General features: G+C 62.1%; 25 protein-coding genes and 1 pseudogene. 7 read left to right on the forward strand and 19 right to left on the reverse strand.

Translation table 11 applies throughout. The features are described 5' to 3' along the window. Positions 1–194: 194 nt before the first annotated feature. Together AAHM40_RS16905 and ftsH are read left to right on the forward strand one after the other, a co-directional pair. Positions 195–2,675 carry a putative bifunctional diguanylate cyclase/phosphodiesterase gene (locus AAHM40_RS16905; protein ID WP_342245676.1) on the forward strand — a complete coding sequence of 827 codons (2,481 nt, stop codon included), beginning with the start codon at positions 195–197 and terminating at the stop codon, positions 2,673–2,675. A gap of 387 nt (positions 2,676–3,062) precedes the next feature. Then, entirely contained in the window at positions 3,063–4,901 is a 1,839-nt protein-coding gene (gene ftsH / locus AAHM40_RS16910; protein WP_342245677.1) for an ATP-dependent zinc metalloprotease FtsH, read from the forward strand. Between the two features lie 55 nt (positions 4,902–4,956). Here ftsH and AAHM40_RS16915 read toward each other — a convergent pair whose 3' ends face one another. From AAHM40_RS16915 to AAHM40_RS16950, 8 genes are all read right to left on the reverse strand, one after another. Next, positions 4,957–5,202, reverse strand: a complete 246-nt coding sequence (locus tag AAHM40_RS16915; RefSeq protein WP_342245678.1) for an acyl carrier protein — start codon at positions 5,200–5,202, stop codon at positions 4,957–4,959. Next, positions 5,195–6,334 (reverse strand): dihydrolipoamide acetyltransferase family protein, encoded by a 1,140-nt coding sequence (locus AAHM40_RS16920; protein ID WP_342245679.1) that lies wholly within the window; start codon positions 6,332–6,334, stop codon positions 5,195–5,197. Before AAHM40_RS16920 ends, AAHM40_RS16915 begins: the two co-directional genes overlap by 8 nt. A 36-nt stretch (positions 6,335–6,370) precedes the next feature. Beyond that, positions 6,371–7,345, reverse strand: coding sequence for an alpha-ketoacid dehydrogenase subunit beta (locus AAHM40_RS16925; RefSeq protein ID WP_342245680.1), 975 nt, complete (start codon positions 7,343–7,345; stop codon positions 6,371–6,373). Further along, a complete protein-coding gene (gene pdhA, locus AAHM40_RS16930) occupies positions 7,342–8,331 on the reverse strand; it encodes a pyruvate dehydrogenase (acetyl-transferring) E1 component subunit alpha (RefSeq protein ID WP_342245681.1) in 990 nt (329 codons plus the stop codon). Before pdhA ends, AAHM40_RS16925 begins: the two co-directional genes overlap by 4 nt. Further along, the gene (gene acsA, locus AAHM40_RS16935) at positions 8,328–10,085 is read right to left on the reverse strand and encodes an acetate--CoA ligase (RefSeq protein WP_342245682.1); all 1,758 of its coding nucleotides are present in this window, start codon (positions 10,083–10,085) and stop codon (positions 8,328–8,330) included. The genes pdhA and acsA overlap by 4 nt, the downstream gene beginning before the upstream one ends. A gap of 88 nt (positions 10,086–10,173) precedes the next feature. Further along, complete coding sequence (locus tag AAHM40_RS16940) at positions 10,174–10,842, reverse strand: dienelactone hydrolase family protein (RefSeq protein ID WP_342245683.1); 669 nt, start codon at positions 10,840–10,842, stop codon at positions 10,174–10,176. 17 nt (positions 10,843–10,859) lie between these two features. After that, a complete protein-coding gene (locus AAHM40_RS16945) occupies positions 10,860–11,543 on the reverse strand; it encodes a phosphoribosyltransferase (RefSeq protein WP_342245684.1) in 684 nt (227 codons plus the stop codon). A gap of 84 nt (positions 11,544–11,627) precedes the next feature. Next, positions 11,628–12,536: a universal stress protein gene (locus tag AAHM40_RS16950; protein WP_342245685.1), complete on the reverse strand. Its 909-nt coding sequence runs from the start codon at positions 12,534–12,536 to the stop codon at positions 11,628–11,630. A gap of 194 nt (positions 12,537–12,730) precedes the next feature. Here AAHM40_RS16950 and AAHM40_RS16955 point away from each other — a divergent pair. Next, positions 12,731–12,955: pseudogene (locus AAHM40_RS16955) on the forward strand (DUF1003 domain-containing protein); the annotation flags it as partial. Positions 12,956–13,308: 353 nt separating this feature from the next. On the opposite strand, the gene AAHM40_RS16960 reads toward AAHM40_RS16955, so the two are convergent. The 10 genes from AAHM40_RS16960 to AAHM40_RS17005 form a co-directional block, all read right to left on the reverse strand. Beyond that, positions 13,309–13,785 (reverse strand): glycine zipper 2TM domain-containing protein, encoded by a 477-nt coding sequence (locus AAHM40_RS16960; RefSeq protein ID WP_342245686.1) that lies wholly within the window; start codon positions 13,783–13,785, stop codon positions 13,309–13,311. Positions 13,786–13,898: 113 nt separating this feature from the next. Beyond that, positions 13,899–14,057, reverse strand: a complete 159-nt coding sequence (locus AAHM40_RS16965; RefSeq protein ID WP_342245687.1) for a DUF3309 family protein — start codon at positions 14,055–14,057, stop codon at positions 13,899–13,901. Positions 14,058–14,229: 172 nt separating this feature from the next. After that, on the reverse strand, positions 14,230–15,123 hold the full coding sequence (locus AAHM40_RS16970; RefSeq protein WP_342245730.1) for a hypothetical protein: 894 nt from the start codon (positions 15,121–15,123) through the stop codon (positions 14,230–14,232). Between the two features lie 5 nt (positions 15,124–15,128). After that, on the reverse strand, positions 15,129–16,535 hold the full coding sequence (gene cls / locus AAHM40_RS16975) for a cardiolipin synthase (RefSeq protein WP_342245688.1): 1,407 nt from the start codon (positions 16,533–16,535) through the stop codon (positions 15,129–15,131). A gap of 108 nt (positions 16,536–16,643) precedes the next feature. Continuing rightward, a complete protein-coding gene (locus tag AAHM40_RS16980; RefSeq protein ID WP_342245689.1) occupies positions 16,644–16,907 on the reverse strand; it encodes a hypothetical protein in 264 nt (87 codons plus the stop codon). A 210-nt stretch (positions 16,908–17,117) separates the two neighbouring features. Further along, positions 17,118–17,645: a lipid-binding SYLF domain-containing protein gene (locus AAHM40_RS16985; protein ID WP_446731584.1), complete on the reverse strand. Its 528-nt coding sequence runs from the start codon at positions 17,643–17,645 to the stop codon at positions 17,118–17,120. Positions 17,646–17,822: 177 nt separating this feature from the next. Next, positions 17,823–18,650 (reverse strand): BON domain-containing protein, encoded by an 828-nt coding sequence (locus tag AAHM40_RS16990; protein WP_342245691.1) that lies wholly within the window; start codon positions 18,648–18,650, stop codon positions 17,823–17,825. A gap of 117 nt (positions 18,651–18,767) precedes the next feature. Continuing rightward, positions 18,768–18,980, reverse strand: a complete 213-nt coding sequence (locus tag AAHM40_RS16995; RefSeq protein ID WP_342245692.1) for a CsbD family protein — start codon at positions 18,978–18,980, stop codon at positions 18,768–18,770. Further along, positions 18,977–19,234, reverse strand: a complete 258-nt coding sequence (locus tag AAHM40_RS17000) for a hypothetical protein (protein ID WP_342245693.1) — start codon at positions 19,232–19,234, stop codon at positions 18,977–18,979. The genes AAHM40_RS16995 and AAHM40_RS17000 overlap by 4 nt, the downstream gene beginning before the upstream one ends. A 202-nt stretch (positions 19,235–19,436) precedes the next feature. Continuing rightward, a complete protein-coding gene (locus AAHM40_RS17005; protein WP_342245694.1) occupies positions 19,437–19,826 on the reverse strand; it encodes a hypothetical protein in 390 nt (129 codons plus the stop codon). Between the two features lie 216 nt (positions 19,827–20,042). On the opposite strand from AAHM40_RS17005, the gene AAHM40_RS17010 reads away from it, so the two are divergent. The 3 genes from AAHM40_RS17010 (at position 20,043) to AAHM40_RS17020 (ending at position 21,103) form a co-directional block, all read left to right on the forward strand. After that, positions 20,043–20,252, forward strand: coding sequence for a hypothetical protein (locus tag AAHM40_RS17010; RefSeq protein WP_342245695.1), 210 nt, complete (start codon positions 20,043–20,045; stop codon positions 20,250–20,252). A gap of 154 nt (positions 20,253–20,406) precedes the next feature. Then, entirely contained in the window at positions 20,407–20,583 is a 177-nt protein-coding gene (locus AAHM40_RS17015; RefSeq protein WP_342245696.1) for a CsbD family protein, read from the forward strand. Between the two features lie 106 nt (positions 20,584–20,689). Then, positions 20,690–21,103 carry a PRC-barrel domain-containing protein gene (locus AAHM40_RS17020; RefSeq protein WP_342245697.1) on the forward strand — a complete coding sequence of 138 codons (414 nt, stop codon included), beginning with the start codon at positions 20,690–20,692 and terminating at the stop codon, positions 21,101–21,103. A gap of 220 nt (positions 21,104–21,323) precedes the next feature. On the opposite strand, the gene AAHM40_RS17025 is transcribed toward AAHM40_RS17020, so the two are convergent. Further along, positions 21,324–21,668: a hypothetical protein gene (locus AAHM40_RS17025; RefSeq protein ID WP_342245698.1), complete on the reverse strand. Its 345-nt coding sequence runs from the start codon at positions 21,666–21,668 to the stop codon at positions 21,324–21,326. A 250-nt stretch (positions 21,669–21,918) separates the two neighbouring features. Between AAHM40_RS17025 and AAHM40_RS17030 the strand changes: the two genes are divergently transcribed. Then, complete coding sequence (locus AAHM40_RS17030) at positions 21,919–23,220, forward strand: cation:proton antiporter (protein WP_342245699.1); 1,302 nt, start codon at positions 21,919–21,921, stop codon at positions 23,218–23,220. The last annotated feature ends 41 nt before the right edge of the window (positions 23,221–23,261 follow it).

Genomic DNA, 23,261 nt, shown 5'->3' on the forward strand with positions numbered 1-23,261 from the left:
CCAGCAGTCGTCGGGCCAAATAGTGGCTATTTCATAGCTATGCTTAAGCGGCAGACGAGTCCAACCGATGCGGCCCTGGCTGCTTCGGTCATTTCCAGTCTGGACTGCCACCCAGCGCTATCCGCTTGCAAATGCAGCGCCTGATTGGACGTTTGCGCGACGCTGCTACAGGGACTTTGCCCGGAGATCGTGAAATGGATTCTTTCGAAGGTGGAAGCGCCGCCAATCAGGTCCTATCCAGCCATTCCGACAAGCCGCGCTCGACCCGATGGCACCGCATGTACTTCTTTCTCGCCGGTTTCGACGTACTGGTCGTCGTGCTTAGCGTGCTGCTGAACCACCTTATCGTCGACACCTATCACCGCTCCATCAAGGCGAATCAGTCCTGGGTCCAGCAACTGTCGGCCTATTCGACACTGGGCAGCCTGGCATCGGACGTGAACGCCCCCGGCAACAACGTGTTCGACACCCACGATGTCGAAGCCGAGTCGCGCAATATGACGATGGCCTTGCAGGCCTTCAACGAACACCTGGCGATGGTCAAGCAGCAACTGCAAGCGCGGATAGCCCATCAAGCGGAGCACAGCGCCGATATCCAAGTGTTCACCCTGGCGTTGAAGGACGAGGTGGCCGAAGTCGACGCCGCGATGGGCGAGATGGTGAAGGAGGCCTCGCTGATCTTCTCCTTCTTCCGGGAAGGCCAGTCGGACAACGCAGGCAAGCGCATGGCCACAATGGACAGGAAATACGCCAAGCTCCTCGACTCGCTGGCCGCGGTGCGGGAGCGCGTTGGCCTGATTCAGAGCGAGCTGCTGGAAGAGGAGCTGGAGTCGGTCGAGGAACTGCGACGGATCGAGTACTCCATCATGCTGTTCGTGCTGCTGATGGTCAGCGCGGCAGTGTTCTATGGCCGTCGAATCAAGCGCGAAATGGAAGCGCACGCAGCTGAGCGCGAGGGCTACCTGGCCGTGTTGCGCGAGAGCGAAAAGCAATTCCGCCAACAGGCGTCGCTACTGGACAAAGCCCAGGACGCCATCGTCGTGCACGACATGGATCACCGTATCCTGTACTGGAACAAAAGCGCCGAGCGCCTGTACGGATTGTTCAAGGAAGAAGCGCTGGGCAAGTCAGCGCAAGACCTGATCTATCAGGGCCACGCGGCTGTCGATGTAGCCACTCACTGCCTGATAGAGACCGGGGACTGGTCGGGTGAAGTGACGCTTCGTCGCCGGGACGGCAGCACGATCACCTTCGAAAGCCACCGAACCCTGGTGCGCGACGATAACGGCGTGCCGCAATCCGTTTTGTCCATCAACACTGACATCACCCACCGCAAAGCCGCTGAACAGGAGGTCCGGCGCCTGGCCTTCTACGATCAACTGACCGGCCTGGCCAACCGCCGGCTGCTGCTGGACCGCTTGCAACATGTCCTGGCAGGCAGCGCCCGCAACCCGCACACGAGCGCCGTCATCCTGATCGATCTGGACAACTTCAAGGCGCTGAACGACACCCTCGGGCATGACCGCGGCGATAGATTGCTGCAGGAGGTCGCCCACCGCCTGGCCGGTTGCATACGCGAAAGCGATACCGTGGCTCGACTGGGCGGTGATGAGTTCGTCGTCCTGCTCGAAGGACTCAACGAAAACCCTCCAGATGCCGCCATCCAGGCCAGGGCCGTCTGCGAAAAAATCCTCAACGCGCTCAACATCACCTACCAGATGGATGGCTACGAGCATCACAGCACGCCCAGTTTGGGCATCGCGCTGTTCCAGGGGCAGTTGAACTCGGTTGACGACATCATGAAACGCGCAGACCTCGCGATGTATCGCGCCAAGGCGGCGGGGCGCAACACGATGCGTTTCTTCGATCCCGAGATGCAGGCAGTCGCCACTGCACGTGCCCGACTGGAAGCGGATTTGCGCCACGGTCTGCAGGGCAAGGAGCTGCTGCTGCATTTCCAACCGCAGGTGAACATCGAGGGCCGCATCATCGGCGCAGAGGCGCTCATGAGATGGCAGCACCCCGAGCGCGGTCTCGTGTTGCCTGCCGAATTCATTCCGCTGGCCGAAGAGACTGGGCTGATCCTGCCGCTGGGCCACTGGGCGCTGCAGACCGCCTGCGCCCAGCTGGTGGCCTGGGCGAGGCAACCGGAGATGGCGCGGCTGGTGATGGCAGTGAACGTCAGTGCCCGTCAGTTCCACCATCCCGACTTCGTCGAAGAAGTGCTGACCGTACTGCGCTATACAGGCGCCGACCCGAAGAAGCTCAAGCTGGAACTGACCGAAGGCCTGCTGGTGGAGGACATGGAAAGTACCGTCGCCAAGATGATCGAACTGAAGGAGATCGGCATCGGCCTTTCGCTGGACGATTTCGGCACCGGCTACTCGTCACTCTCCTACCTGAAGAGCCTGCCGCTGGACCAGCTCAAGATCGACCAGTCCTTCACCAGGGATGTGCTGGTCGATCCCAACGATGCGGCCATCGCCTGCGCGATCATCAGCCTGAGCCAGATTCTCGGGCTCTCGGTGATCGCAGAAGGTGTGGAGACCGAAGCGCAGCGTGCTTTCCTGGCCACCCATGGCTGCCAGACCTACCAGGGCAACCTGTTCTCCCGCGCGCTGTCGGCTGAGCGGTTCAGTCAGTACGTTCACGAACGGATACTGGCCGAGCACTGAATGCCGCTTCGTTGATGGGTATCGCAGGCTCCACCCATCCTACAAACTGCGGGTTTGTGGCCAGAATCGGCTTTTTCCCTTGTGGGGGCGATTTCATTGGCTATGTCTGCGTTTGCTGTTGCGAGAGATTTACCCTCTGGCCAAGAGCCTTGTAGGAGCTGGCTTGCCAGCGAAACGGGGCCATTCGCTGGCAAGCCAGCTCCTACCGGCAATGCAGCTGCCTAAAACACAATGCAGAGATAGCCAATGAAATCGCCCCCACAACGACAACGCCCGCACACTGCAACGACTTGATGTGCATCAACTCGGCCCATCACGACGCGATCAGACTTGAACAGTGGGCGTTCGCAGACGCTTGCTTTCGGGATTCCAGCTGGAGGGGCCGTCATGGAGAAACAGCATCAGTGGAGCATCTGGTACTTCATCGTCACCTTCAGCGCGCTGATGCTCCTGCAGAGCTGGTGGACGGAACAGCGTGCCGTCGAAACCCTCCCCTACAGCGAATTCCTGATCCTTTTGCAGCAGAACAAACTCGCTGAACTGCAGATTACCGATCAGCGCATCTCCGGCACGTTGAAAGATCCGATCAATGGTCGAACTCACTTCATCACCAATCGGGTGGAGCCTGCCCTTGCCGACGAGTTGGCCTATGCCGACGTACGCTTCACGGGCATACGCGAAAACACGCTGATCAGCACCCTGCTCGGCTGGTTCCTGCCGCTCGTGCTTATCTTCGCCCTCTGGAGCTTTATCTTTCGAGGCCTGGCGGAAAAGCAGGGGTTGGGCGGCCTGGTCAATGTCGGCCGATCCCGCGCCAAGGTTTTCGTACAGCGCAACACAGGCGTCACCTTCAATGATGTGGCCGGTATAGACGAGGCCAAGGCCGAACTGGAGGAAGTCGTGTCCTTCCTCAAGGACCAGCCACAGTACAGCCGGCTGGGCGCGCGGGTACCGAAAGGCATACTGCTGGTCGGGCCGCCAGGCACCGGCAAGACCCTTGTCGCGAAGGCCGTAGCTGGCGAAGCAGGCGTGCCGTTCTTCTCGATATCCGGCTCGGAGTTCGTCGAGATGTTCGTGGGCGTTGGCGCCGCGCGCGTCCGCGACCTCTTCGAGCAGGCGCGCAAGGCGGCCCCCTGCATCATTTTCATTGACGAACTGGATGCGCTGGGCAGGATGCGCGGCATGGGTTCCTGGGGCGGGAATGACGAGAAGGAACAGACCCTCAACCAATTGCTCGCCGAACTGGATGGGTTCGACCCTCGCGAAGGGGTCGTGCTGCTGGCCGCCACCAACCGTCCCGAAATTCTGGATCCGGCACTGCTGCGCGCCGGCCGTTTCGACCGGCAGATCCTGATCGACCGGCCAGACCGCCATGGCCGCGCAGCGATCCTTCGGGTGCACCTCAAGCAAATCCGCGCCGGTAGCGACGTCGACTGCGACCAGGTGGCCGCGATAACGACTGGGTTTACCGGCGCCGAACTGGCCAATCTCGTCAATGAAGCGGCGCTGGCCGCCACCCGCCGGGGTGATGATGCGGTGCACATGGGCGACTTCAATATCGCGGTCGAACGTATCGTTGCTGGTATCGAGCGCAAGAGCCGACTGCTGCAACCCGAGGAACGCCGGCGGGTGGCCTATCACGAAATGGGCCACGCCTTGGTGGCAGTCGCCATTCCAGGCATGGACCCGGTGCACAAGGTGTCCATCATTCCCCGCTCCTTCGGAACCCTGGGCTATACCTTGCAGCGCCCGACCGAAGACCACTTCCTGGTGAGCAAACAGGAGCTGAAGGACCGCATCGTGGTACTCCTGGCCGGACGGGCCGCGGAATTCCTGGCGTTGGGAGAAATCTCCACGGGGGCCGCCGACGACCTGGCCAAGGCCACGGACATCGCTCGGCAATTGGTCACACGGTTCGGCATGAGCGATGAGCTGGGCCAGGCCGTGCTGGAGAAACAGGGCGGAGCCTACCTGGGCGATCATTTCCCGCTGGCGCACGACAAGGACTACTCGGAACAGACTGCGCGGGAAGTCGACCTGTGCGTACGCCAGCTTCTGGATGAGGGCTATGCACGTGCGAAGGCGCTGCTGACTGAACGCCGCAGCGACCTTGACCGAGGCGCTCGCCTGCTTCAGGAAAAAGAATCCCTGACCCCTGACGATTTTGCCCCCCTGGCGCGCGGCTTGAGCACCGTACCGATCAAAGGCACCAGGGCTGCGTCGTAGGACCAGGCTCGGCCTGCGCAGAGGAGAACGTGTCTCCTCTCACCAAGGTCAGCCCTCAGCGGAGTCGCTGACCGAGATAGGCCACCAATGCCTCGACACTGTCGAGTTGCCGGTAGTCCGTTTCCGGAATGTTCACCCCGGTGGACTGATTCAGCATGCCAAGGAACCGCAGCCAATCCATCGAGTCCAGGTCCACTTCTTCGCGCAGGGGGCGATCAGCGCGCAATAGCTGCGGTTCGATCTCGGGCGCAACCGTCTTAAGCGCATCCAGCACCTGCTGGCGAATCTCCTCGTCATTCATCATTCGCTCCCCATAGCAGCTCGGGTGTCTGCAACAGTTGCTCGATCTCAGCGAGGAAGCGGGCGCCCGCGTGCCCGTCACTAGCCCGATGGTCAGCCGCCAGACTCGCCACGATGGTGGGGCTGACACAAACCTTGCCATCCTGGACCCAGGGCCGCTCCGCAATGCGACCGAACCCGACCAATGCTACCTGCGGGGGATAGATCACACCGAACACGGATTCCGCACCTTGGTCGCCCATCTGGGTCACCGTCAGGCCAGCCTCCGCCAACTCCGAACTGCGCAAGGAACCCTTGCGCGCCCTCCCCACCAGGCCACTGAGTTCGAACATCACCTGCGCCAGGTCTTTATCCGCCACGTTCTGCAGTACCGGAGCGACCAGTCCGCCCTGGCGCAGCGCAATGGCAACACCCAGGTGGGTACCCGAGGTGGGCCGGAACGCGCCATCCTTCCAGCAGCCGTTGAACTGCGGATGCCGGTGGAGCGCCAGGGCGACGGCCTTGAGCAGCATGGCTGCCGGCAGCAGGCGCTCCTGGGGCGGTTTCGCGGCGTTGTAGGTACTCAACCATGCCAGGCAGGCTGCAAGGGAAATGGTCTCCGACAGGTAGTAGTGTGGAATCTCACGCTTGGAGCGGCTCATCAACTCGGCAATTGCCTGGCGCATGGCTGCGACACGGTCGACGGGCGTGCTGGCAGTGGCGGCCCGCTCCACGTCCTCCAGCGACACCACGCCGTGAGGTCCGCTCCCCGGCAGGCTGTCAGGGTCAATGCCAAGCACAGCGGCACGCCGCCGTGCGGCCGGCGACACCTTGTGCCGGATCGATGCCGCGCGCTGGTTGGTCTCAGGAGCGGCGACTTCCTGTTCCGGCCTGCGCTGGGCAGTTTCGGCGGATTCGCCAGCCTCCAGCAGCGTCGCGATCAGGGTGCCGACCGGTACCTTGCCGCCGGGTTCCAGGAGCAATTCGAATACCTCGCCGTCGTGCCAGCACTCCACATCCACTGCCGCCTTGGCCGTGTCGACGACGGCGACCACCTGGCCCCGCTGGACCTTGTCGCCGGGTTTGACCCGCCACTCGAGCAACGTCCCCTGGTCCATGTCCGCGCCCAACGACGGCAGTTTGAACTCGATCATCCACACCTCATTGGCCCGGTGCGGGCCGGAAATCGCTCAACCACAGATGCCATGTGCCGCGGCGACGATAGCCGCTACCTGGGGCAGCGCGGCGTCCTCCAGGTGCTTGGCGTAAGGAATGGGCACTTCGGCGCTGCATACCCGCGCCGGCGCCGCATCCAGCTCGAAGAAACCCTGCTCGACAATCCGCGCGATGACCTCGGCAGAGAGGCTCCCGCTGCGCCAGCCTTCGTCCACCACCAGCACGCGGCGCGTCTTGCGCACTGAGGCCAGAAGCGTCGCGTCGTCCAGGGGACGAAGCACGCGCAGATCGATCACTTCGGCGTCGATCCCTTCGCCCATCAGTTGCTCGGCCGCCGCCAGTGCCTTGTGCAGGGTTCCGCCGTAGCTGATCAGCGTCAGGTCCCGCCCGGCCCGGCGCACCTTTGCCGAACGAATATCCACGGGCTCGTCGGGATTCAGTTCGCCTTCCAGGTTGTACAGCTGAGCATGCTCGAAAATCAGGACCGGGTCCGGGTCCTGCAAAGCTGGCCAGAGCATGCCGCGGGCATCCTCGAGGGTCGCCGGGGCGAGAATCTTCAGGCCCGGGATATGCGCGTACCAGCCTTCCAGGCTATGGGAGTGCTGGGCCGCCAACTGGCGACCGGCGCCGGTAGCCATACGCAACACCAGCGGCACCGAGAATTGCCCGCCGGACATATGCCGCAGGGTCGCGGCCGTATTCATCAAGGGATCCAGCGCCAACAGGCTGAAGTTGACCGTCATGACCTCTACGATCGGCCGCATGCCGCCTAGCGCTGCCCCGATTCCAGCGCCGACGAAGGTCAGCTCCGACAGGGGCGTATCACGGATTCGCTCCGCGCCGAACTCCTCCAGCAAGCCCTTGGTCACTGCGTAGGTACCGCCGTAACGGCCCACGTCCTCGCCCATCAGGAACACCCTAGAGTCGCGCTGCAGGGCATCGCGCAGGGCCTCGCGTATCGCCGCACGATAGGTGGTTGGCTGGCTCATGGGGCTGCCTCAGGGGTGTACACATCACGCATCAACTCGGTCGCAGGCTCAAGGCTTCCCGCCTCTGCAAAGGCCACGGCCGCCTCCACCTCCTGGTCCACCGTGTCGGCAAGCGCGAGAAAACCGGCCTCGTCGAGCATGCCCTGCGCTTTCAGCCGCGCGCTGAAGGTATGGATCGGTCCCCGCGCTTTCCACTGCTCCACCTCGGCCTTGTCGCGATAGAGCTCGGGGTCGAACATCGAGTGCGGACGAAATCGGTACGTCTGGAACTCCAGGAAGTACGGCCCGCCACCCGAGCGAATGGCCGCAACGGCTTCGCAGGTCGCCTGGTGCACGGCGACCACATCCATGCCATCCACGGCCCTGGCCGCAACCTTGAATGCCGCCGCCTTGGCGCAGAGGTCCAGCTGGGATTGCGAACGCGCCAGCGCTGTGCCCATCGCGTACAGGTTGTTCTCACAGCAGAAAAGCACGGGCAACCGCCAGAGTGCAGCCAGGTTCATCGACTCGGCGAATGCGCCCTCGGCCATGGCGCCCTCGCCGAAGAAGCAGGCACTGACACGGCTGCCACGCTGCATCCGTTCCGCCAGCGCCAAACCCACCGTCAGCGGCAAGCCACCGGCGACAATGGCGTTGCCCCCATAAAAACGCGTGCCCGCATCGAACAGGTGCATGGAACCGCCACGCCCCCGTGAACAGCCTTCCTGCTTGCCGAACATCTCAGCCATGATCGCCCCCATGGGCACCCCCTTGAGCAAGGCATGGCCATGCTCGCGGTAGGTCGCAACCACCGCGTCGTCGGTGCCCAGGGCATGCAATGCGCCAACCGCCACCGCTTCTTCACCGATGTACAGGTGCAGGAAACCCCGAATATTGCCTTCCCCGTACAGCTCGGCTGCGCGCTCTTCCAGGCGGCGGATGCGCAGCATGTCGCGCAACAGGCGCAAGGCGAAATCAACCGGGTAAGGCACAGGGGGCGCGTTCATGACGGTTTCTCCAAGGTCGAGAGATCCCCTTCCGGCAGGCCGAGCTCACGGGCCTTGAGCAGCCGCCGCATGAGTTTGCCGCTGCGCGTGTGCGGCAAGCTCGCAACGAACTCCAGCTCCTTGGGAGCCACCGCAGCCCCTAAGCGTTTACGCGCGTGCCCCAGCAGTTCGTCATGCAGGACCTGGCTGGCGATATACCCGCCCTTGAGCGAGACGAAGGCCTTGACTGTCTCACCCAGCAGCGGGTCAGGCTTGCCGATCACCGCTGCCTCCGCCACGGCCGGCAGTTCCATCAGCACACTTTCCACTTCGAAGGGGCCGATCAAGTGCCCGGCGGACTTGATCACATCGTCATTTCGTCCCACGAACCAGTAGTAGCCGTCGCGGTCCCGCCGGGCCAGATCGCCGCTGAGGTACCACTCCCCGGCGAAGCAGTGCTGGTAGCGCTCCTCCTGCCCCAGGTAGGCCCGGAACAGGGCCGGCCAGGGTTTCTTCAACGCCAGTTCGCCAATGTGATCATCAGCCTGGAGCGTCAACTGACCGTTCTCAATGGAAACGATCGCCGCCTCTACCCCTGGCAGCGGTTTCCCCATGGAGCCAGGCTTGATGGCCATGCCGGCAGTATTGGCCACCATGATTCCGCCGGTTTCGGTCTGCCACCAGTTGTCATGGATGGGTTGGCCGAGCGCTTCAAGCCCCCACCAGACGGCCTCGGCATTCAAGGGCTCGCCGACGCTGGCAACGAAGCGCAGCGCCGGAAAGCGGTGAGCAGCCGCCAGCGCGGTGCCGGCCTTCATCAACATGCGGATGGCCGTTGGGGCGGTGTACCAGACGCTGACGCGCTGCCGTTCGAGTATCTGGTACCAGCGCTCGGCATCGAACTCGGCACAGTCGACGATGCTGGTCACACCGAGCATCAACGGCGCGAGGATGCCGTAGGAGGTGCCCGTGACCCAGCCGGGGTCGGCGCTGCACCAGTAGATGTCGTCGGGGTGCAGATCCAGCGCGTACTTGCCGGTGACATAGTGCGTCACAGCGGCACCGTGAACGTGCAGCGCGCCCTTGGGCGTACCGGTAGTGCCGCTGGTGAAATGCAGCAAGGAAGGGCTGTCAGCGGTCGTGGCAGCCATGGTGAAACTGTCGTCGGCCTCGGCCAGCAGGGCATGAAGGTCCAGCGTGCCTTCGGGCATCGGCTCACCCTCAGGGACGCCGAACAGCAACACATGCCTGAGCGACGGCAACCCCATGCGAATACCGGCCACCTTGCGCCGGTACAACGCCTCACTGGTCACCAGAATGTTGCCGTCGCCCAGGCGCATGCGGGTGGCAATGGGTTCCGGCCCGAACGCTGAGAACAACGGTGAAACCACACAGCCCTGCTTCAAGCCGCCCAGCACCCCCAGGTACAGTTCGAGGCTGCGCTCGCAGAGCACGAACAGGCGCTCGCCTGGGCGAACGCCAAGGCCCTGCAACAGGTGCGCGAAACGGTTGGTCTGCAAGCTCAGTTCTCGGTAGCTGATGTCGTTTGCCTGGCCCGCCCGGTCCAGCAAGCGCAACGCCACTCGGTCCAGTTGCGGACCGCGGGCATGCCGGTCGACCGCCTCGAACGTCAGGTTGAGTCCGCCATCGGGCAGGCCGGCCAGGGCGCTCGCCTCGTTGTTCCAGGAGAACGCCGCCCGCGCCTGGACGCTGTCCTGCCAGTTCGGGGTTACTGGCAGCTCGTTCGTGACCTTTTCGATAATGCCTGGACGCATGGCACCCTACCCCTTCAAGAATGCTGCCGTTGGAACGTGTCGGAGGTGGGCGCCAGTGGCGCCTATCGAGAGCCAAGCAACCGGTTGGCTAGGCGCTCGCACGTGCGGCTTCGCCCAGATGGGCCTCGAACCAGTCACCCGCCAGACGGGCCACTTCCTGCAGCGTGCCAGGCTCCTCGAACAGGTGCGAAGCGCCTGGAATCACCTCCAGTTGCTGCTCGCAGGACAGGGCCCGGCTCACTTTGCGGTTCAGCCCCAGCACATGAAGATCATGGTCTCCTACGATCTGCAGGGTAGGCGCGCGAACACGGCCGAGCGCCTCTTCGGCCAGATCGGTGCGGCCACCTCGACTGACGATCGCCTGCACATGCCCCGGCCGCTCAACCGCAGCCGCCAAGGCCGCAGCCGCGCCGGTACTGGCACCGAACAAGCCCACCGCCAGCCGGCGCAACTCAGGTTGCACCGACAGCCAGTCGAGGACACCCACGAGCCGGCCAGTCAGCAGCGGGATGTCGAATCGCAGCTCACAGGTCACCCGGTCGCGGCGCTGTTCCCGCTCGGTAAGCAGATCGAACAACAGCGTGGCAAAGCCCCGCTCGCTCAAGTACTGGGCAACCTGCTGGTTTCGCGGGCTCAATCGACTGCTTCCGCTGCCATGCACGAACACCACCAGGCCCGTGGCGGCGGACGGTAACAACAGGTCGCCGGACAACTGCACATCCGCCAACTCAATGTACTGGGGACGACGCTGAAGCATGGAGCACCTCCGGGCATTCAGCCCTGTCGTTGCTGCGCGAGGTGCCAGGCTCGCTGCAGCAGGTCGATCACCGTCTGGTCCATGACCTGGCAGAAGTCCACATACCAGCGGCCAATCGCCGTGAACCACTCGGGCTGGAAGGGACAGATCACCTCGTCGGCCTCTTGCTGCAGCTCGGCTACCGTGTCATCCGGTCCCACTGGTACGGCTACCACTATCCGTGCGGCGCCCTGTTGCCGGGCCGCGCGTACCGCAGCCAGCATGGTGGCGCCGGTCGCCAGCCCGTCATCCACCAGGATCACCACGCGCTCACGCAGGTCAGGCGCGGGGCGCTTGCCGCGATACGCCTGCTCGCGACGCTGCAGTTCCAAAGACTCACGCCCCACTTCCGCATCCAGCGTGGCGTCGTCGATACCGTGCATATGCACCACGTCGCGGTTGACCACCCGCACGCCACCGCTGGCGATAGCGCCCATGGCCAGTTCCCGGTGCGCCGGAACACCGAGCTTGCGTACGATCATCAGGTCCAGGGGCAGCTCCAGCGCCATGGCAATTTCGTAAGCCACCGGGACGCCACCGCGCGGCAAGGCCAGCACAATGGCGTCCGACCTGCATCGGTAATCCGACAGCAGTGGCACGAGCGCCTGGCCCGCGGCCACTCGATCACGGATGGGGATTTGTATCGAACCAGAGCACAACATCAGTCAAGCCTCCCACCTCGTTAACAACTCGCCCCGCCGTGCATAGGCGAGCGCACCTCGCAGCACCGTCCGGTTCGTCCAGCCTCAACCTTCGACAGGCGGCCTGATGGCGAAGATGCTGCTGGCCACCTGGTACAGAGCGTGCTCGGTCGTGCTGCCCAGCACCTTTCCCAGTCCCTTGTGGGTCAGGGTTCCCATCACCACCACATCCATGCCGGCTTGCCTCGTGAAGTCGGCAATGATCCGCAGCGGTGTACCCAACACCAGGTGCCGGCGGTCGTTCGGTACGCCGAAGCGATCGGCCAGCCCCTCGAAGCTTGCGCGCCGCTGCCTGTTCAACTCGCGCTCTTGCGCCGAAGGCCACTCCAGCGTGTCGGTGCCATATACCGGGTAGCCGGATGAATGCTCATAGGCATGCAACAGGTGCAACTCGGCATTGCATTGCAGGGCCAGGTCGCGAGCTGCCGCGAGAATTCGGTCATTGAGCTGGTCGGTCTCGCCAACCGGCGCGGAAAGGTCAACCGCGGCAGCCACTTTCCACGGCAGCGGGTGTTCCGCGAACGACACCAGGTGCAACGGCACCGAGCACTCACGCAACAACTGCCAGTCCAGCGGCGTCATGAAGGCCCGCTGGAGCGCAGGCTCGCGAAAGGTGTCCTTGATCACCAGATCCGCAGGCAGCTCCTCTACATGGCGAAGCAACTCATCGAGGGGGTCTTCGGTCCAGAGCACTTCCGTGGTGGCCTGGATACCTCGGGTGCGCAGCTGCTCGGCGACTTCGCGGAGGCGCAACTCCTGTCCTTTGATGAACTCGATATGCAGGCGTTCTTGAACCGCCCTGTCCATCAGCCATAAAGCGGCATAGGGGCTGCCACAAGTCACGATATGGACCGCGGCGCCGCTGGCTTCAGCCAGGGCAGCCGCCCGATTCAGTGCAGAAGATGGCCCCGCCCCTGGCGCAAGAATCAGAAGCAAGCGGTGATACACGCTCATGGAATCCTCCCGGGGCTCTGTTGATTGCCTCCCGACGGTTCTTTCGATTCCAGACTCGGCCTGCAAAAAATCGGAGCTGGAGATTGGCACTGCCCTGTATGGGTAAAACATGCTGCCAGTCGAGCCGGGTCGAATTGATATGCATCAAATTCACCGCGAACTCGCTCGCTGCGGCCTTTGACCGGATGACCGACAAGGCAGCCGCGCGCGACAAAACGCATGCTGAAGCGGATGCAGAGCATAGAGAAGCGCTTGCTGTTGCCAATGAACGGAAACAAGCCATTGCAGCGCAGGCCAGTTCCCAGCTGTTAGCGTTGCTCGAGCAGAACACTCAGCTCACCGAGTTGGCCAAAGCTCTTACAGAGCGTATCGAGAGACTGACCGTCGAAGTGCACGCCCATGCGCTGAAGGGCGCTTGATTGGAATGTAGTGCGCACGCCTGCACTAGATAGCCGGCGCCCAGATCACGTTCTCGCTGTTGATCACCGGGAGCCGTCCGGGATTGATCTCGAGTTCGTTGTGGAGAAATATCCGGGTTTTCTCGACATTAAAGGACCGGCCAGGTCTCTGTCTGAGAACACTCGCCGTAACGCCGAAGGTTCCGCAATTGGGACACCTGATCTCAGCCCCGTTGAGTTGAAGATCAATCTGTTGGGCCTCGCCAGAGCAGTTCACGCATTTCATGTCCCGTCTCCTCGGCACTCACTCCCCGCCGCGCAGTGCGAAGCGCCTTCGGGTGGCTTCGCCTGCCCGGTATCGACTCCAATCCCGGCTAGTAGCGTCGAATGTTGCCGTTGTCGATTCGCACTCGGTCACCCACGCTCAAACCGCCGTTCGTAGACTGCGTCAGGGTCTGATTCGAGCCATTTTCCATACGAACCGATATGGCGTATCCGGTGGTTTTCTGATTCCGCGTTTCAATTTGGTGCCCGATATAGGCGCCCCCTGCTGTTCCAGCCACGGTAGCAACGGTCTTGCCCGTCCCTGAACCCACCTGGTTTCCCGCCACACCGCCAACCAATGCCCCCATGATCGTCCCCAGTCCGTAGCCCGTGCCAGCCACGCCCTGGTAGTCCTGCCCTACAGGATTGATCGACTGCACTACGCCGTAACCGGAGTAGCCCGGTCCGCCTTGGGTGGTGCTACCGGAGTCAGGGCTACCATTGAAGGCGCCCAGCCCGGAGCATGCAGCGAGCGCCAGTAGACAGACCATGCCGAGGACTGGTCCGAATCTGTTCATGGTTGTCATGTTCGATCTCCTCTTTTGGCTCCTGTTTCCTGGAGCATCGCCAGAGCCATCGGGCGCCACGCGCAAGGGCTGATAGCTTCAGCCGTGGCAGCGGATGCTCGGACTCTAAAGTGTCAGATCTGTCCCAACAGCAGCAGAACGACAACGATGAGCAGCAGCAGGCCCAGCCCACCGCTAGGCGCATATCCCCAATTCCGGCTATGCGGCCAGGCTGGCGCGACTCCGACCATCAACAGGACCAGCACGATCAGTAGAACGATTCCCAGACCCATGGTTACTCTCCTCATCTTGTTGGAAAAGGGCCTCGAATCATGATGAGGCTCTCACTCCAGTGTGCCTGAGGCTAGAGTGAGCGCTTTTGCCGAACGGCATCTGTTCGGTGGCGCACGAAGGCCCGACTTTCAGGGCCCGCCCCGCATCAGCATGCCGGTTATCCGGCCAGATTCACTGCACCACAACCGCTTGCTGGCGCCGGATTTCCTTACGCTTCATGTCCAGGTACTCGCCGAGCTCCAGATCATGTAGTTGAAGCGGATAGCGCTCCACCGCAACGTGCCAGGCTTTGAGGCGTTGCTCCAGCCGATCTGGCGCAGGTGCCGACAACGCGCCGAGGTAGGCCTCGATCGCCAGGTAGTAGCGCATGGTGTTGCGCTCCACCACGCCCAAGGTGCTGCCCACGTAGACCGGTTGGCCCTGGGCGTTGCGACCGATGATGCTGAAGCCAACCTTGTCACGCCCTGTCGTTGCCAGATAGCCCTGCATGGCCATCCGCGCCGCCAGACCGAAAGCGTATGAGTAGGACAGGTGCAGGAAGCTGCGCTGGGCATCAATCCCGACCACCTCCAGCGCAATTCGATAGTCGCGGGTATCCATCGGCCCCACTGGCGCAGTCAGCTGCACGTGAACATAGTCGGGGGTGGACGCAACGACCTGGTAGCGGAACTCGAACTGGTAGGCATCGGCCAGCGGCTGTTCGAACTTGCGCCCAACGCTGAGGCTCAGCGCACTGTCGCCCTGCGGGGAGGCGTTACGACAGCCCTTTACATTCACGTGCAGGATAAGGATGTCACACCAGTGTCCGATGCCCTGCAACGAAGGGTCGACCACCGCGAAGGGTTGCTCAACCAGCGCGTAAATCTCGCCTTCAAGGGTGTCTTTGGTCTCGCGCGACTCCAGGTACAGCGGACGGCTGAAGGGATTGCTCGCCAACTCGTCGACCAGGGCCAGGTGGCGAGCCCTCAGCAGCTGCGCGGGATCCTCTGCCAGCGCCACCGGGGATGCGCCTAGCAGCGTGAAGAGCACAGCCACCCAGAACAGCGCCGAGCCAGTGCATGGCATGCGTTTCACAACCAATACTCCCAAAGGCGTGCAAGGCGTTCCTTGACCCTCACGCTGAGCGGACGCTTGCCCCATTCCTCCTGGGTGATCTCCTTGGACTTCACCAGGTCGGCCTGGAAGGCCACCCGCATCCTTTCGCCGAATCCGGTGCCGAGCACCACGACATTGACCTCCTGGTTATGCAGGAAGCTACGCCAATCGAGGTTGGTGGAACCGACGGTGGACCACACGCCGTCGATCACTGCGGTCTTCACGTGCAACAAGGCCTCGCCGCGCTCGTAAAGTCTGACACCGGCCTGCAACAGCTCGTTGTAGTAGGCACGACCGGCATGGAATACCAGCCACGAATCGGTGCTGCTGGGCAGCACAAGTCTCACGTCGACACCCCGGGCTACAGCATCCTTGAGTGCCGCCAGCAATTGCGGATCGGGCACGAAATAGGCGTTGGTCAACCAGATTTCCGTTTGCGCACTGCCAAGCGCCGAGATAAGCGTCAGATAGATCAGACTGTAGGGCTCGTCCGGCGAACTGCCGATCGCGCGCACAACCTCACTGCCCTTGCGTTCTGATGGAGGAAAGTAGTGGCGGGGTGTCAGGGGGGCGCCCTTCTGCTTGGCCCAGGTGTCGATGAACAGCTTCTGCAACTCGGCGACCACCGGCCCCTCGACCCGCAAATCGGTGTCACGCCAGGGCAGTTCGCCACCGGGCCGAACCTTGGATCGCAAGCTGAAAGAACCGCCTGAGTAAACGCTGCTGATGTTGATACCGCCAAGGAATGCGACTTGTCCGTCGACGATCAGCAGTTTGCGGTGGTCGCGCTCATTCACGTCCCAACCCGCCTTGGCGGTCATCGGATTGACCGGGTTGTACTCCAGGATCTTGACCCCTGCATCAGCAAGGCGGTCGAAGAACGCTGGCGGTGTTCCAAGCGTTCCGACACTGTCTCGGATCAGGTTGACCTGTACGCCTTCGCGCTGTCTGGCTATCAAGGCTTCAGCGAAGCGCTGTCCGACCTCGTCGTCGTCGAGGATGTAGGTCTCCATGTTGATGTGGTCTCGCGCTGCGCCGATGGCTTCAATCATTGCCTGGTAGGTAGTCGGACCATCCTGCAGCAGGTCGACCTTGTTGCCTTCGGTCAACGGGCTGCCGACTATGGATTCCTCGACCGCCAGATGGAGGTCGAAGATGTTTGTTTCCACACCGGTGGACTTGAGCCGATCAAGAACGGCTTTGCTGCGTGCTGCCGACTGCGGGCCACGTATTCCGTCAACTGGCACGGGCGCTGCCGGTGCGTGTGCCATATCAGGCACCAGGGTCGGCAGGGCGCTGCACGAACTCAGCGGCACCAGCCACAGTGCCAAACACAGCGCGATTGGGATACGCGCGCAATGCCACACGACCTGCAGATTCATGCGCCCCCCTTGCGAACAGACAGGATCACGGTGTCGCCGCGGGTCAGGCTCTGGCGGCTAGCGCGCCTGGGCCAAACGTACCGGCAGACCGCTGCCGCGAGGCCTGGCTCATGACGCTCCTGGCGCCTGCCGCAGGGTGCCGCGAACCGCCTTGGCAGCCCCTGGCGAATATCGCGCGGTGACCTTGGCGGGCACCTCCACCTTCTCCTTGGGTGCGCCTCGCTTGGCGGTTTCCCGGGTAGCGGCATCGGGGTCAGGCATGCGTTCGGACTGAGTGAAGGTCGGTGAGTTGATGTTCGGACCCGCGTTCTGGGCAGGGTCCTTGGCCTTTGCGGTGCCGCTGGTGGTGTTGGGTCGACTGTGCTTGTTCATGATTACCTCTGAATGCCCACATGGCTGCCGCGCATCTTCGCGGAGCCGAGACCTTCACAGTGCCAGCGCATGGAGACGGCGTCGGTGCTCTGCCACGCTGACAGCGTTCTGGGGCAGCGGCTTGCCGCCGATCTCGACGTGTGCAGCTCGCACACCTAATCGGCAGCCGTCGCGGCCCCTCCCATCCCATGTCCGACGAGTTGCTTCGATTCAGCGCCGAATGCTGGAAATCTTGGTGCCTTCGATGCTGACGCCGGCCATGAGGCCTTGCTGATCGAAAACGAACGCATAGGCATCGTCCTTCATCGTCGAACTCGACAGGTTTTTCGCGACCCCTTCGTCCACCAGGACGACGGTCGGCCCAACTCCGATTTCCCAGCCCTTGGACTCGCGCAAGTAGTTGACAGCGCTCTCGGTCATCAGGAACACGGCATAGCCATAAGACTGCGCGCCGGCCTGTAGCCCCCAGGAGCCGCTGACAGAGTTGTAGTAACCGTCAACCTTCGAGCCCCTCAATAACTCGCCTTCGCCATAGCTACCACCAAACACGAGGCCAGCTTTGACGACGTTGGGGAATACCAGTATGGCCTTGGCGCTTTCCGACAGGGTCTGCGCCAACGGATGGGATTTGTAGAGTATCTGCAGGGCTTGCCGGGAATCGTTATCCAGATCTTCGGCGGTCGCTGCCTCTACCTGGGTCATGAGGCTCATCGAGAAGACCGAGAGCAGTGAAAGCATGACGGCTAGAACGAAGGTGCGGGAAATGCTCATTGACGTGCTCCAAGGGCCTGAGGGGCATGGCTTTGCAACTGGCAAGGCCTGCCGCCTCCGCCCAAAGACGAGTGTGATGGCAGGAGTTGCCACCAACCCTGCCTCCCAGGACTGCATGGCGACTCTTCGGGGCAGTCCGTTGCATCAGTAACGAAGGTCCGTTGAGCGGACGCTCTTCACACCTCGCACGTTCTGTGCGAGTTCGATCGCAAGGTCACGCTCGGCACCACTATCGACCAGACCGCTCAGCGTCACGATGCCGCTATTGGTACTCACCGAGATATCGGAACCGTTGACGTTGCTGGAATACATCAAGGTGGATTTCACCTTGGTGGTGATCCAGCTATCGGCCACCTCCCCTCCAGCCTCCTTCGTGCTGCTCTTGGTGCTCGCGGCCGCAGCGGGTTTCGAAGCGTCGACCACCAGTTGGTTGTCCACCGACACTACACCATCGGTGTTCATGGCCAGGCGACCAGCAAGATCCTTGTCCGCCTGGTTGTCAGCGTTGCCGGTCAGTGTCACCTTGCCCGCGCGGGTATCCACGTGAGTGGTCATGCCATCGGCCTGTTTACTCCACAGGAGCTTCGACTTGACCGCTGCAGTGGTCGTGGCGTCATCGACCATGGTTCCATAGCTCCGCTCCGGACCCGGTTTCGGGGGAACGTAGTCGGGCTTGACCACGATCTGGTTGTCCACGGAATCGATGCCGCTGACACCCATCGCGATGTCCTTGGCAAGCTCCCGACCGACCTCTTCCGGGACATTACCGGTCAAGGTGGCCTTGCCGTTCATGACCGACACCTTGAGGTCAGCGGCCCGCAGATGAGGGTTCAAGGCGAACGTCGTCCATATCTGGGATTCCTGACGGGCATCGGTGAAGCTCTGTGACTCTGCCGTAGCGATGCCGCCCATGGTCCCTAGCGCCAGCGCGATGCTGGCGGCGAGCAGTAGTTTGTGGGGTTGTGTGTGCATCTGGATTCACCATTCGGGTAAGTGATTGGGCCGAACCGGGAACCCGCTCGCGGCCGGGCTGCTGGTTTGGGCCGCCTGACGCGCCGCAAAGCGGTGCGCCAGGGGATCTTGTTTGGCTCAGAACCGGTGTTTATCCAGGAAACACTTCACCTGCTCTTGTGCCTCATCACGACTGATGGCGTAGCGCTCCTGCACCAGGCCGGACAGGCGCTGTTCCTGGCCTTCGGACTTCAGCAACTCATCTTCGGTCAGCTTGCCCCACGCGATCTTGGCAGCGCCGACATGCTGGTTCCATTTGCCCTTGAGTTCGTCTTTGCTTGGCAGGCTCATGTTTTTCTGGGCTCCTGGCTCATGACATCGTCATCGCCCTTGGCTGCGCGCAGAGGGTCTTTCACAGGGGCCTTGGCAGGTGCTTTTTCGGCATCCTTGGGCTGCGAGCGTGTGGCGTCTTCCCGAGGCTGGCCCCTGGCGTCTGCGCTACGTTCGGGTTTGATGGCCGCAGGGGATTTGTTGGGTTGGGCTGGGTTTTTGGCTGGGTTGGTGGCGGCGCCACTACCCGGGATGGGTTTGCTGTGCTTGCTCATGATGACCTCTGAGGTCGGTGATGGGGCTGTACTGTGGCAGTGCACAGCACACGCGTCGGTGCGCTACCGCGCTTACCTCCATTCACGCGCAAACCGATGGGCACCCGGCATCGTTGGCGCACGGCGTGTGCGCAGCAATCAGCCGACAATCAGGTTGACCGCCCGCACGGGCCATATGTGCACGAGAACGAACAGAGTCGCCTCAGAAGGAAATGCGCGGGACAAAGATCACCGAGTACTCCGCGAGATTGCGCGTCGGATCGCTGGCCTTGCTGCTCTCGAAGTTTCCTGGATCGCCCTTGCCCGGACCTGAGGACGCTCCGTTCGCCACGCGCTCGTCGAACTGCACGTAAGCACTGCGCATCAGCGTCGCCCCGGCCTGTATCACTGGCATTGCCTCGGCCCTGCTGGTCGAGGCAATACCCTCCACCAAACCATCGTTCATCAAGGTCAACGGCAGGACGATCACTGAAGTAAGGCGCAGCCTGTGCAATTGCCGGTGCAGAGATGGAACTTCACGGTCGGAGCAGGCTGGCTCGCCACGCGAGCCGACTGCACGCTCAACGCACGCCTGGATGACTGACCAGCCCATCTCCGCCTCCACCTCTGCTACCCCGCCCTGAGGCGAGGCCTCGAATGCCAAAGGTGGCCATTGGCCCTCGCCCGCGTCGGTGCGCTATCGCTCTTAGTGGACTCTGAAGATGGGACGCCGCCTGCATCAAGGGTGCGATGACGTACATACCGCGATGCATGGACGGCACAGAATCGAGCAAAGACAGCGCCGCACCGACTGCAAAGGGCAGAAACCATGAATGGCACGTACGACTCAACCGTGTTCCCGCGCATCGATACGCAGTGCCAAACGGCGCTGTGCTACCTGCACAAACTTACGGGCATCCGCTACGCAGTGGTCTATCTGGCAAGCGATGTCTACGAGCTAAGCCCTATCCATGGTGAGCAGAAACACGCCAGCCAGGAGCAATTGGCCAATGTTGAGGTCTGGCAGAAGCTGGCCTGAGCCATGGGTGCCTACCTGCTCCAGCAACCTGGGTGCGCTAACGCACAGACACGCCCAATGAGTGCCGGCAAATTCACTCCTCAGGTCGCCGCAATACTGCGGTAGTCGGACATGCACAGGGCATCACAAGGTTCGATGCCCGCGGAGCGAAGTCATGAACAAAGATCAATTCAAAGGCAAGGTCAATCAAGTGAAGGGCCAGATCAAGGAAGCCACTGGCAAGCTCTTCGGTAACCAACGGCTGGAGATCGAAGGTAAGGCACAGGATGCCGCAGGTGATCTCCAGGAAGGAGTGGGTGATATCAAGGAAGACATCAAGAAGGGCCATTGACCCGGTTTCATGATTGACCCCGGACACTGGAGCTGCCTTCGTTCCCCCGTACGCAGGCACTCCAGGGAAAGGGGACCCACTTACTTATCTGCACGTGGAGGTAACCATGAGCTATCAGGAAAAGAGCGCCAGTAACGAAGAACATGAAATCGGACCGTCCACTCGAACAGGACCTGGACCTGAACTGATGGGAGCGGACACGCTCATCGGCAACGATGTCTATAACCTCGTGGGCGATGACCTCGGGGAAATCAAGGAGATCATGCTGGATATGCGCAGCGGCCGGATCATCTATGCGGTGCTAGCCTACAAACCCTTCTTCAGCCTGAGCGAAAAGCTGTTTGCCGTGCCTTGGCGAGCCTTGACGCTCGACACCGAGCACAAGCGTTTCTCGCTCGACGTTGACAGGGATCGGCTGAAGGATGCGCCAGGATTCGATAAGGGCCACTGGCCTGACATGGCTGAGCAGCGCTGGCAGATGGAGATCAGCCGTTTCTATGGCAGGACCGGCTGGGAGTAGAGGTAACGGAACTTCCCGCAGTTTGCGTCTTGGCGAGCTCGCGCGCGGCTTCAGTTGGCTGAGCCTGGCGCTTGCTGCTGGAATGTTCCTGCAAGGAATCCTGGGTGTGCCCACAATCCCTCCACCAAATCCCGCCACCGAATCCCCAAGCGCGGCGTCCCGCCGCAGCGCCGTCATACCCTGCCACACGGAAGCCTTATGGGCGCAGCTCCGCACAGAATCAATCGTCCTCCTGCCAGTGGAAGTGGTGCATCAAGCGATGGACGATGGGGGTGAGTACCAGGGCAGCGGTGACGATGAACACGAGTCCTGCATACAAGGCATATACCCCAGCGAATATCTTGCCTGCCACGCTTTGTGGCGGATTCACCGGTCCCATGCCGCCGAGGAGCATGGCCGAGTTCAAAAAGGCATCAACCCATGACAGGTGCTCGAATACCGTGTAGCCGAGCATGCCAATCCAGAGCGAAATCATTAACAAGGCACAGGCACCGATGAGATGCACCAGCAGCCGCCGGAGAAACCCGGCCCTGGGCAGTGGTGACTGCGTGTGCGACTCGTACATGGCGTGTTCTTCACGTCAAAAAAACGCTCCTGCGCCCCGTTTGGCAGGCAGGCCCGAAAGGGTGCGAGACAATTACCCCCGCGACCCTATGTCTGCTTGAATGTAGACGCCCACGTTCACTTTCTCACTGAGCCACTGGTCATTTTCGGTCGCACAGGTACACATGGGGAAAGCAACAGGGCGAGCTCCTGTGGCGCCCCCACTGTCGGAGGATGCTGGTGCAACGCTCTTCCCAAGGCTCCTGACGGTCATGTCCATTCCCCTCTGGTCACTGCTACTGGGGTTTCTCTTGATCATCATGGTGATGGCCGGAACCCTGCTTTCCCGGTTACTGCTCAGCAGTGCCATGGTCTACCTCTGTGTCGGCTACTCGCTCGGACCGGGTGGATTGGGGGTGATCACGTTCGACCCGATCCGTCATGCCGATGGGCTGGAGCGGGCCGCTGAGGTTGCAGTGCTCATCTCGCTGTTCAATGTGGGGTTGAAGATGGGAGCTGTTCCCTTGTACGACCGGCGCTGGATGCTGCCACTGCGCCTGGCGCTCACATCGATGACCGTTACCGTTGGCCTCATAACCGCCATCGGCGTCTGGGGGCTGGGACTGTCGGTGGGAGCCGCCGTGCTACTGGGAGGTATCCTGGCACCAACTGACCCCGTGCTGGCCTCTGGAGTACAAACCGAAAGCGAGAAGCATCCGGATCGCCTGCGATTCAGCCTATCCGGCGAAGGCGGCTTGAACGATGGCACAGCGTTTCCCTTCGTCATGCTTGGCCTCGGGCTGCTCGGTTTGCACGATCTCGGCGCCGGTGGTTGGCGCTGGTGGCTGGTCGATCTGCTCTGGGCAACTGCTGGCGGCTTGCTCATCGGCGCGGTGATGGGAGCCTTGATCGGTCGACTGGTGGTCCGCTTGCGTACGCGCCACCACCTCGCCGTGGGTCTGGATGAGTTCCTTTCTCTCGGTCTCATGGCCATGGCTTATGGAGTGGCACAGCTGTGCCTGGCATCCGCGTTCCTCGCCGTATTCGCGGCCGGCCTCGCGTTGCAACGCGTGAGGGAACAACCGCAGCCAGGCACAGCGTCTCTCAGCCCGGAGTCCGGCGTGAAAGGCCACGCCTATAGAGAGCTGGCTACCCACTCACACCACGCAAGCGCGACTATGGCAAACGCAGTGCTGGGCTTCAACGAACAACTGGAAAAGCTGGCTGAGCTGGCAATGGTACTGCTCGTCGGCGCACTGTTGCCCTCAGTGGTGACGTGGCCCGCCCTGTGGTGGTTCATTGCACTGCTGTTCATTGTGCTGCGATCACTGGCGGTTGCGGCTGGGACTCTGGGCGAATCCATGCCGATGCAGCAACGAGCAATGATCTGCTGGTTCGGGATTCGTGGAATCGGTTCGATCTTCTATCTGATGTTCGCCATACGCCAGGGCGTGAGCACGCCCCTGGCCGAGCAACTGATTGCACTGACCTTGATGACCGTTGCCGTGTCCATCGTGGTGCATGGTGTATCGGTGTTGCCGATGATGAAGTGGTATGAGCGGCACGAGTCGTGAAGCGCTGCCCCCAGCACAGTGGTACGCGGACGGAGCATGAT

The organism is Pseudomonas sp. OTU5201, from assembly GCF_038440135.1.
Lineage (GTDB): Bacteria > Pseudomonadota > Gammaproteobacteria > Pseudomonadales > Pseudomonadaceae > Metapseudomonas > Metapseudomonas resinovorans.

Excerpts from the sequence above, each read along its gene's own strand:
- AAHM40_RS17020 (WP_342245697.1), top strand. The coding sequence starts at position 20,690 with ATGAGCTATCAGGAAAAGAGCGCCAGTAACGAAGAACATGAAATCGGA.
- ftsH (WP_342245677.1), top strand. The coding sequence starts at position 3,063 with ATGGAGAAACAGCATCAGTGGAGCATCTGGTACTTCATCGTCACCTTC.
- AAHM40_RS16980 (WP_342245689.1), bottom strand. The coding sequence starts at position 16,907 with ATGAACAAGCACAGTCGACCCAACACCACCAGCGGCACCGCAAAGGCC.
- AAHM40_RS17030 (WP_342245699.1), top strand. The coding sequence starts at position 21,919 with ATGTCCATTCCCCTCTGGTCACTGCTACTGGGGTTTCTCTTGATCATC.
- AAHM40_RS17015 (WP_342245696.1), top strand. The coding sequence starts at position 20,407 with ATGAACAAAGATCAATTCAAAGGCAAGGTCAATCAAGTGAAGGGCCAG.
- AAHM40_RS17000 (WP_342245693.1), bottom strand. The coding sequence starts at position 19,234 with ATGAGCAAGCACAGCAAACCCATCCCGGGTAGTGGCGCCGCCACCAAC.
- AAHM40_RS16915 (WP_342245678.1), bottom strand. The coding sequence starts at position 5,202 with ATGAATGACGAGGAGATTCGCCAGCAGGTGCTGGATGCGCTTAAGACG.
- AAHM40_RS16905 (WP_342245676.1), top strand. The coding sequence starts at position 195 with ATGGATTCTTTCGAAGGTGGAAGCGCCGCCAATCAGGTCCTATCCAGC.
- AAHM40_RS16925 (WP_342245680.1), bottom strand. The coding sequence starts at position 7,345 with ATGAGCCAGCCAACCACCTATCGTGCGGCGATACGCGAGGCCCTGCGC.
- AAHM40_RS16995 (WP_342245692.1), bottom strand. The coding sequence starts at position 18,980 with ATGAGCCTGCCAAGCAAAGACGAACTCAAGGGCAAATGGAACCAGCAT.
- AAHM40_RS17025 (WP_342245698.1), bottom strand. The coding sequence starts at position 21,668 with ATGTACGAGTCGCACACGCAGTCACCACTGCCCAGGGCCGGGTTTCTC.
- pdhA (WP_342245681.1), bottom strand. The coding sequence starts at position 8,331 with ATGAACGCGCCCCCTGTGCCTTACCCGGTTGATTTCGCCTTGCGCCTG.
- AAHM40_RS16990 (WP_342245691.1), bottom strand. The coding sequence starts at position 18,650 with ATGCACACACAACCCCACAAACTACTGCTCGCCGCCAGCATCGCGCTG.
- AAHM40_RS16985 (WP_446731584.1), bottom strand. The coding sequence starts at position 17,645 with ATGCTTTCACTGCTCTCGGTCTTCTCGATGAGCCTCATGACCCAGGTA.
- AAHM40_RS16950 (WP_342245685.1), bottom strand. The coding sequence starts at position 12,536 with ATGAGCGTGTATCACCGCTTGCTTCTGATTCTTGCGCCAGGGGCGGGG.
- acsA (WP_342245682.1), bottom strand. The coding sequence starts at position 10,085 with ATGCGTCCAGGCATTATCGAAAAGGTCACGAACGAGCTGCCAGTAACC.
- AAHM40_RS16945 (WP_342245684.1), bottom strand. The coding sequence starts at position 11,543 with ATGTTGTGCTCTGGTTCGATACAAATCCCCATCCGTGATCGAGTGGCC.
- AAHM40_RS17005 (WP_342245694.1), bottom strand. The coding sequence starts at position 19,826 with ATGGGCTGGTCAGTCATCCAGGCGTGCGTTGAGCGTGCAGTCGGCTCG.
- AAHM40_RS16920 (WP_342245679.1), bottom strand. The coding sequence starts at position 6,334 with ATGATCGAGTTCAAACTGCCGTCGTTGGGCGCGGACATGGACCAGGGG.
- cls (WP_342245688.1), bottom strand. The coding sequence starts at position 16,535 with ATGAATCTGCAGGTCGTGTGGCATTGCGCGCGTATCCCAATCGCGCTG.
- AAHM40_RS16960 (WP_342245686.1), bottom strand. The coding sequence starts at position 13,785 with ATGACAACCATGAACAGATTCGGACCAGTCCTCGGCATGGTCTGTCTA.
- AAHM40_RS16970 (WP_342245730.1), bottom strand. The coding sequence starts at position 15,123 with ATGCCATGCACTGGCTCGGCGCTGTTCTGGGTGGCTGTGCTCTTCACG.
- AAHM40_RS17010 (WP_342245695.1), top strand. The coding sequence starts at position 20,043 with ATGAATGGCACGTACGACTCAACCGTGTTCCCGCGCATCGATACGCAG.
- AAHM40_RS16940 (WP_342245683.1), bottom strand. The coding sequence starts at position 10,842 with ATGCTTCAGCGTCGTCCCCAGTACATTGAGTTGGCGGATGTGCAGTTG.
- AAHM40_RS16965 (WP_342245687.1), bottom strand. The coding sequence starts at position 14,057 with ATGGGTCTGGGAATCGTTCTACTGATCGTGCTGGTCCTGTTGATGGTC.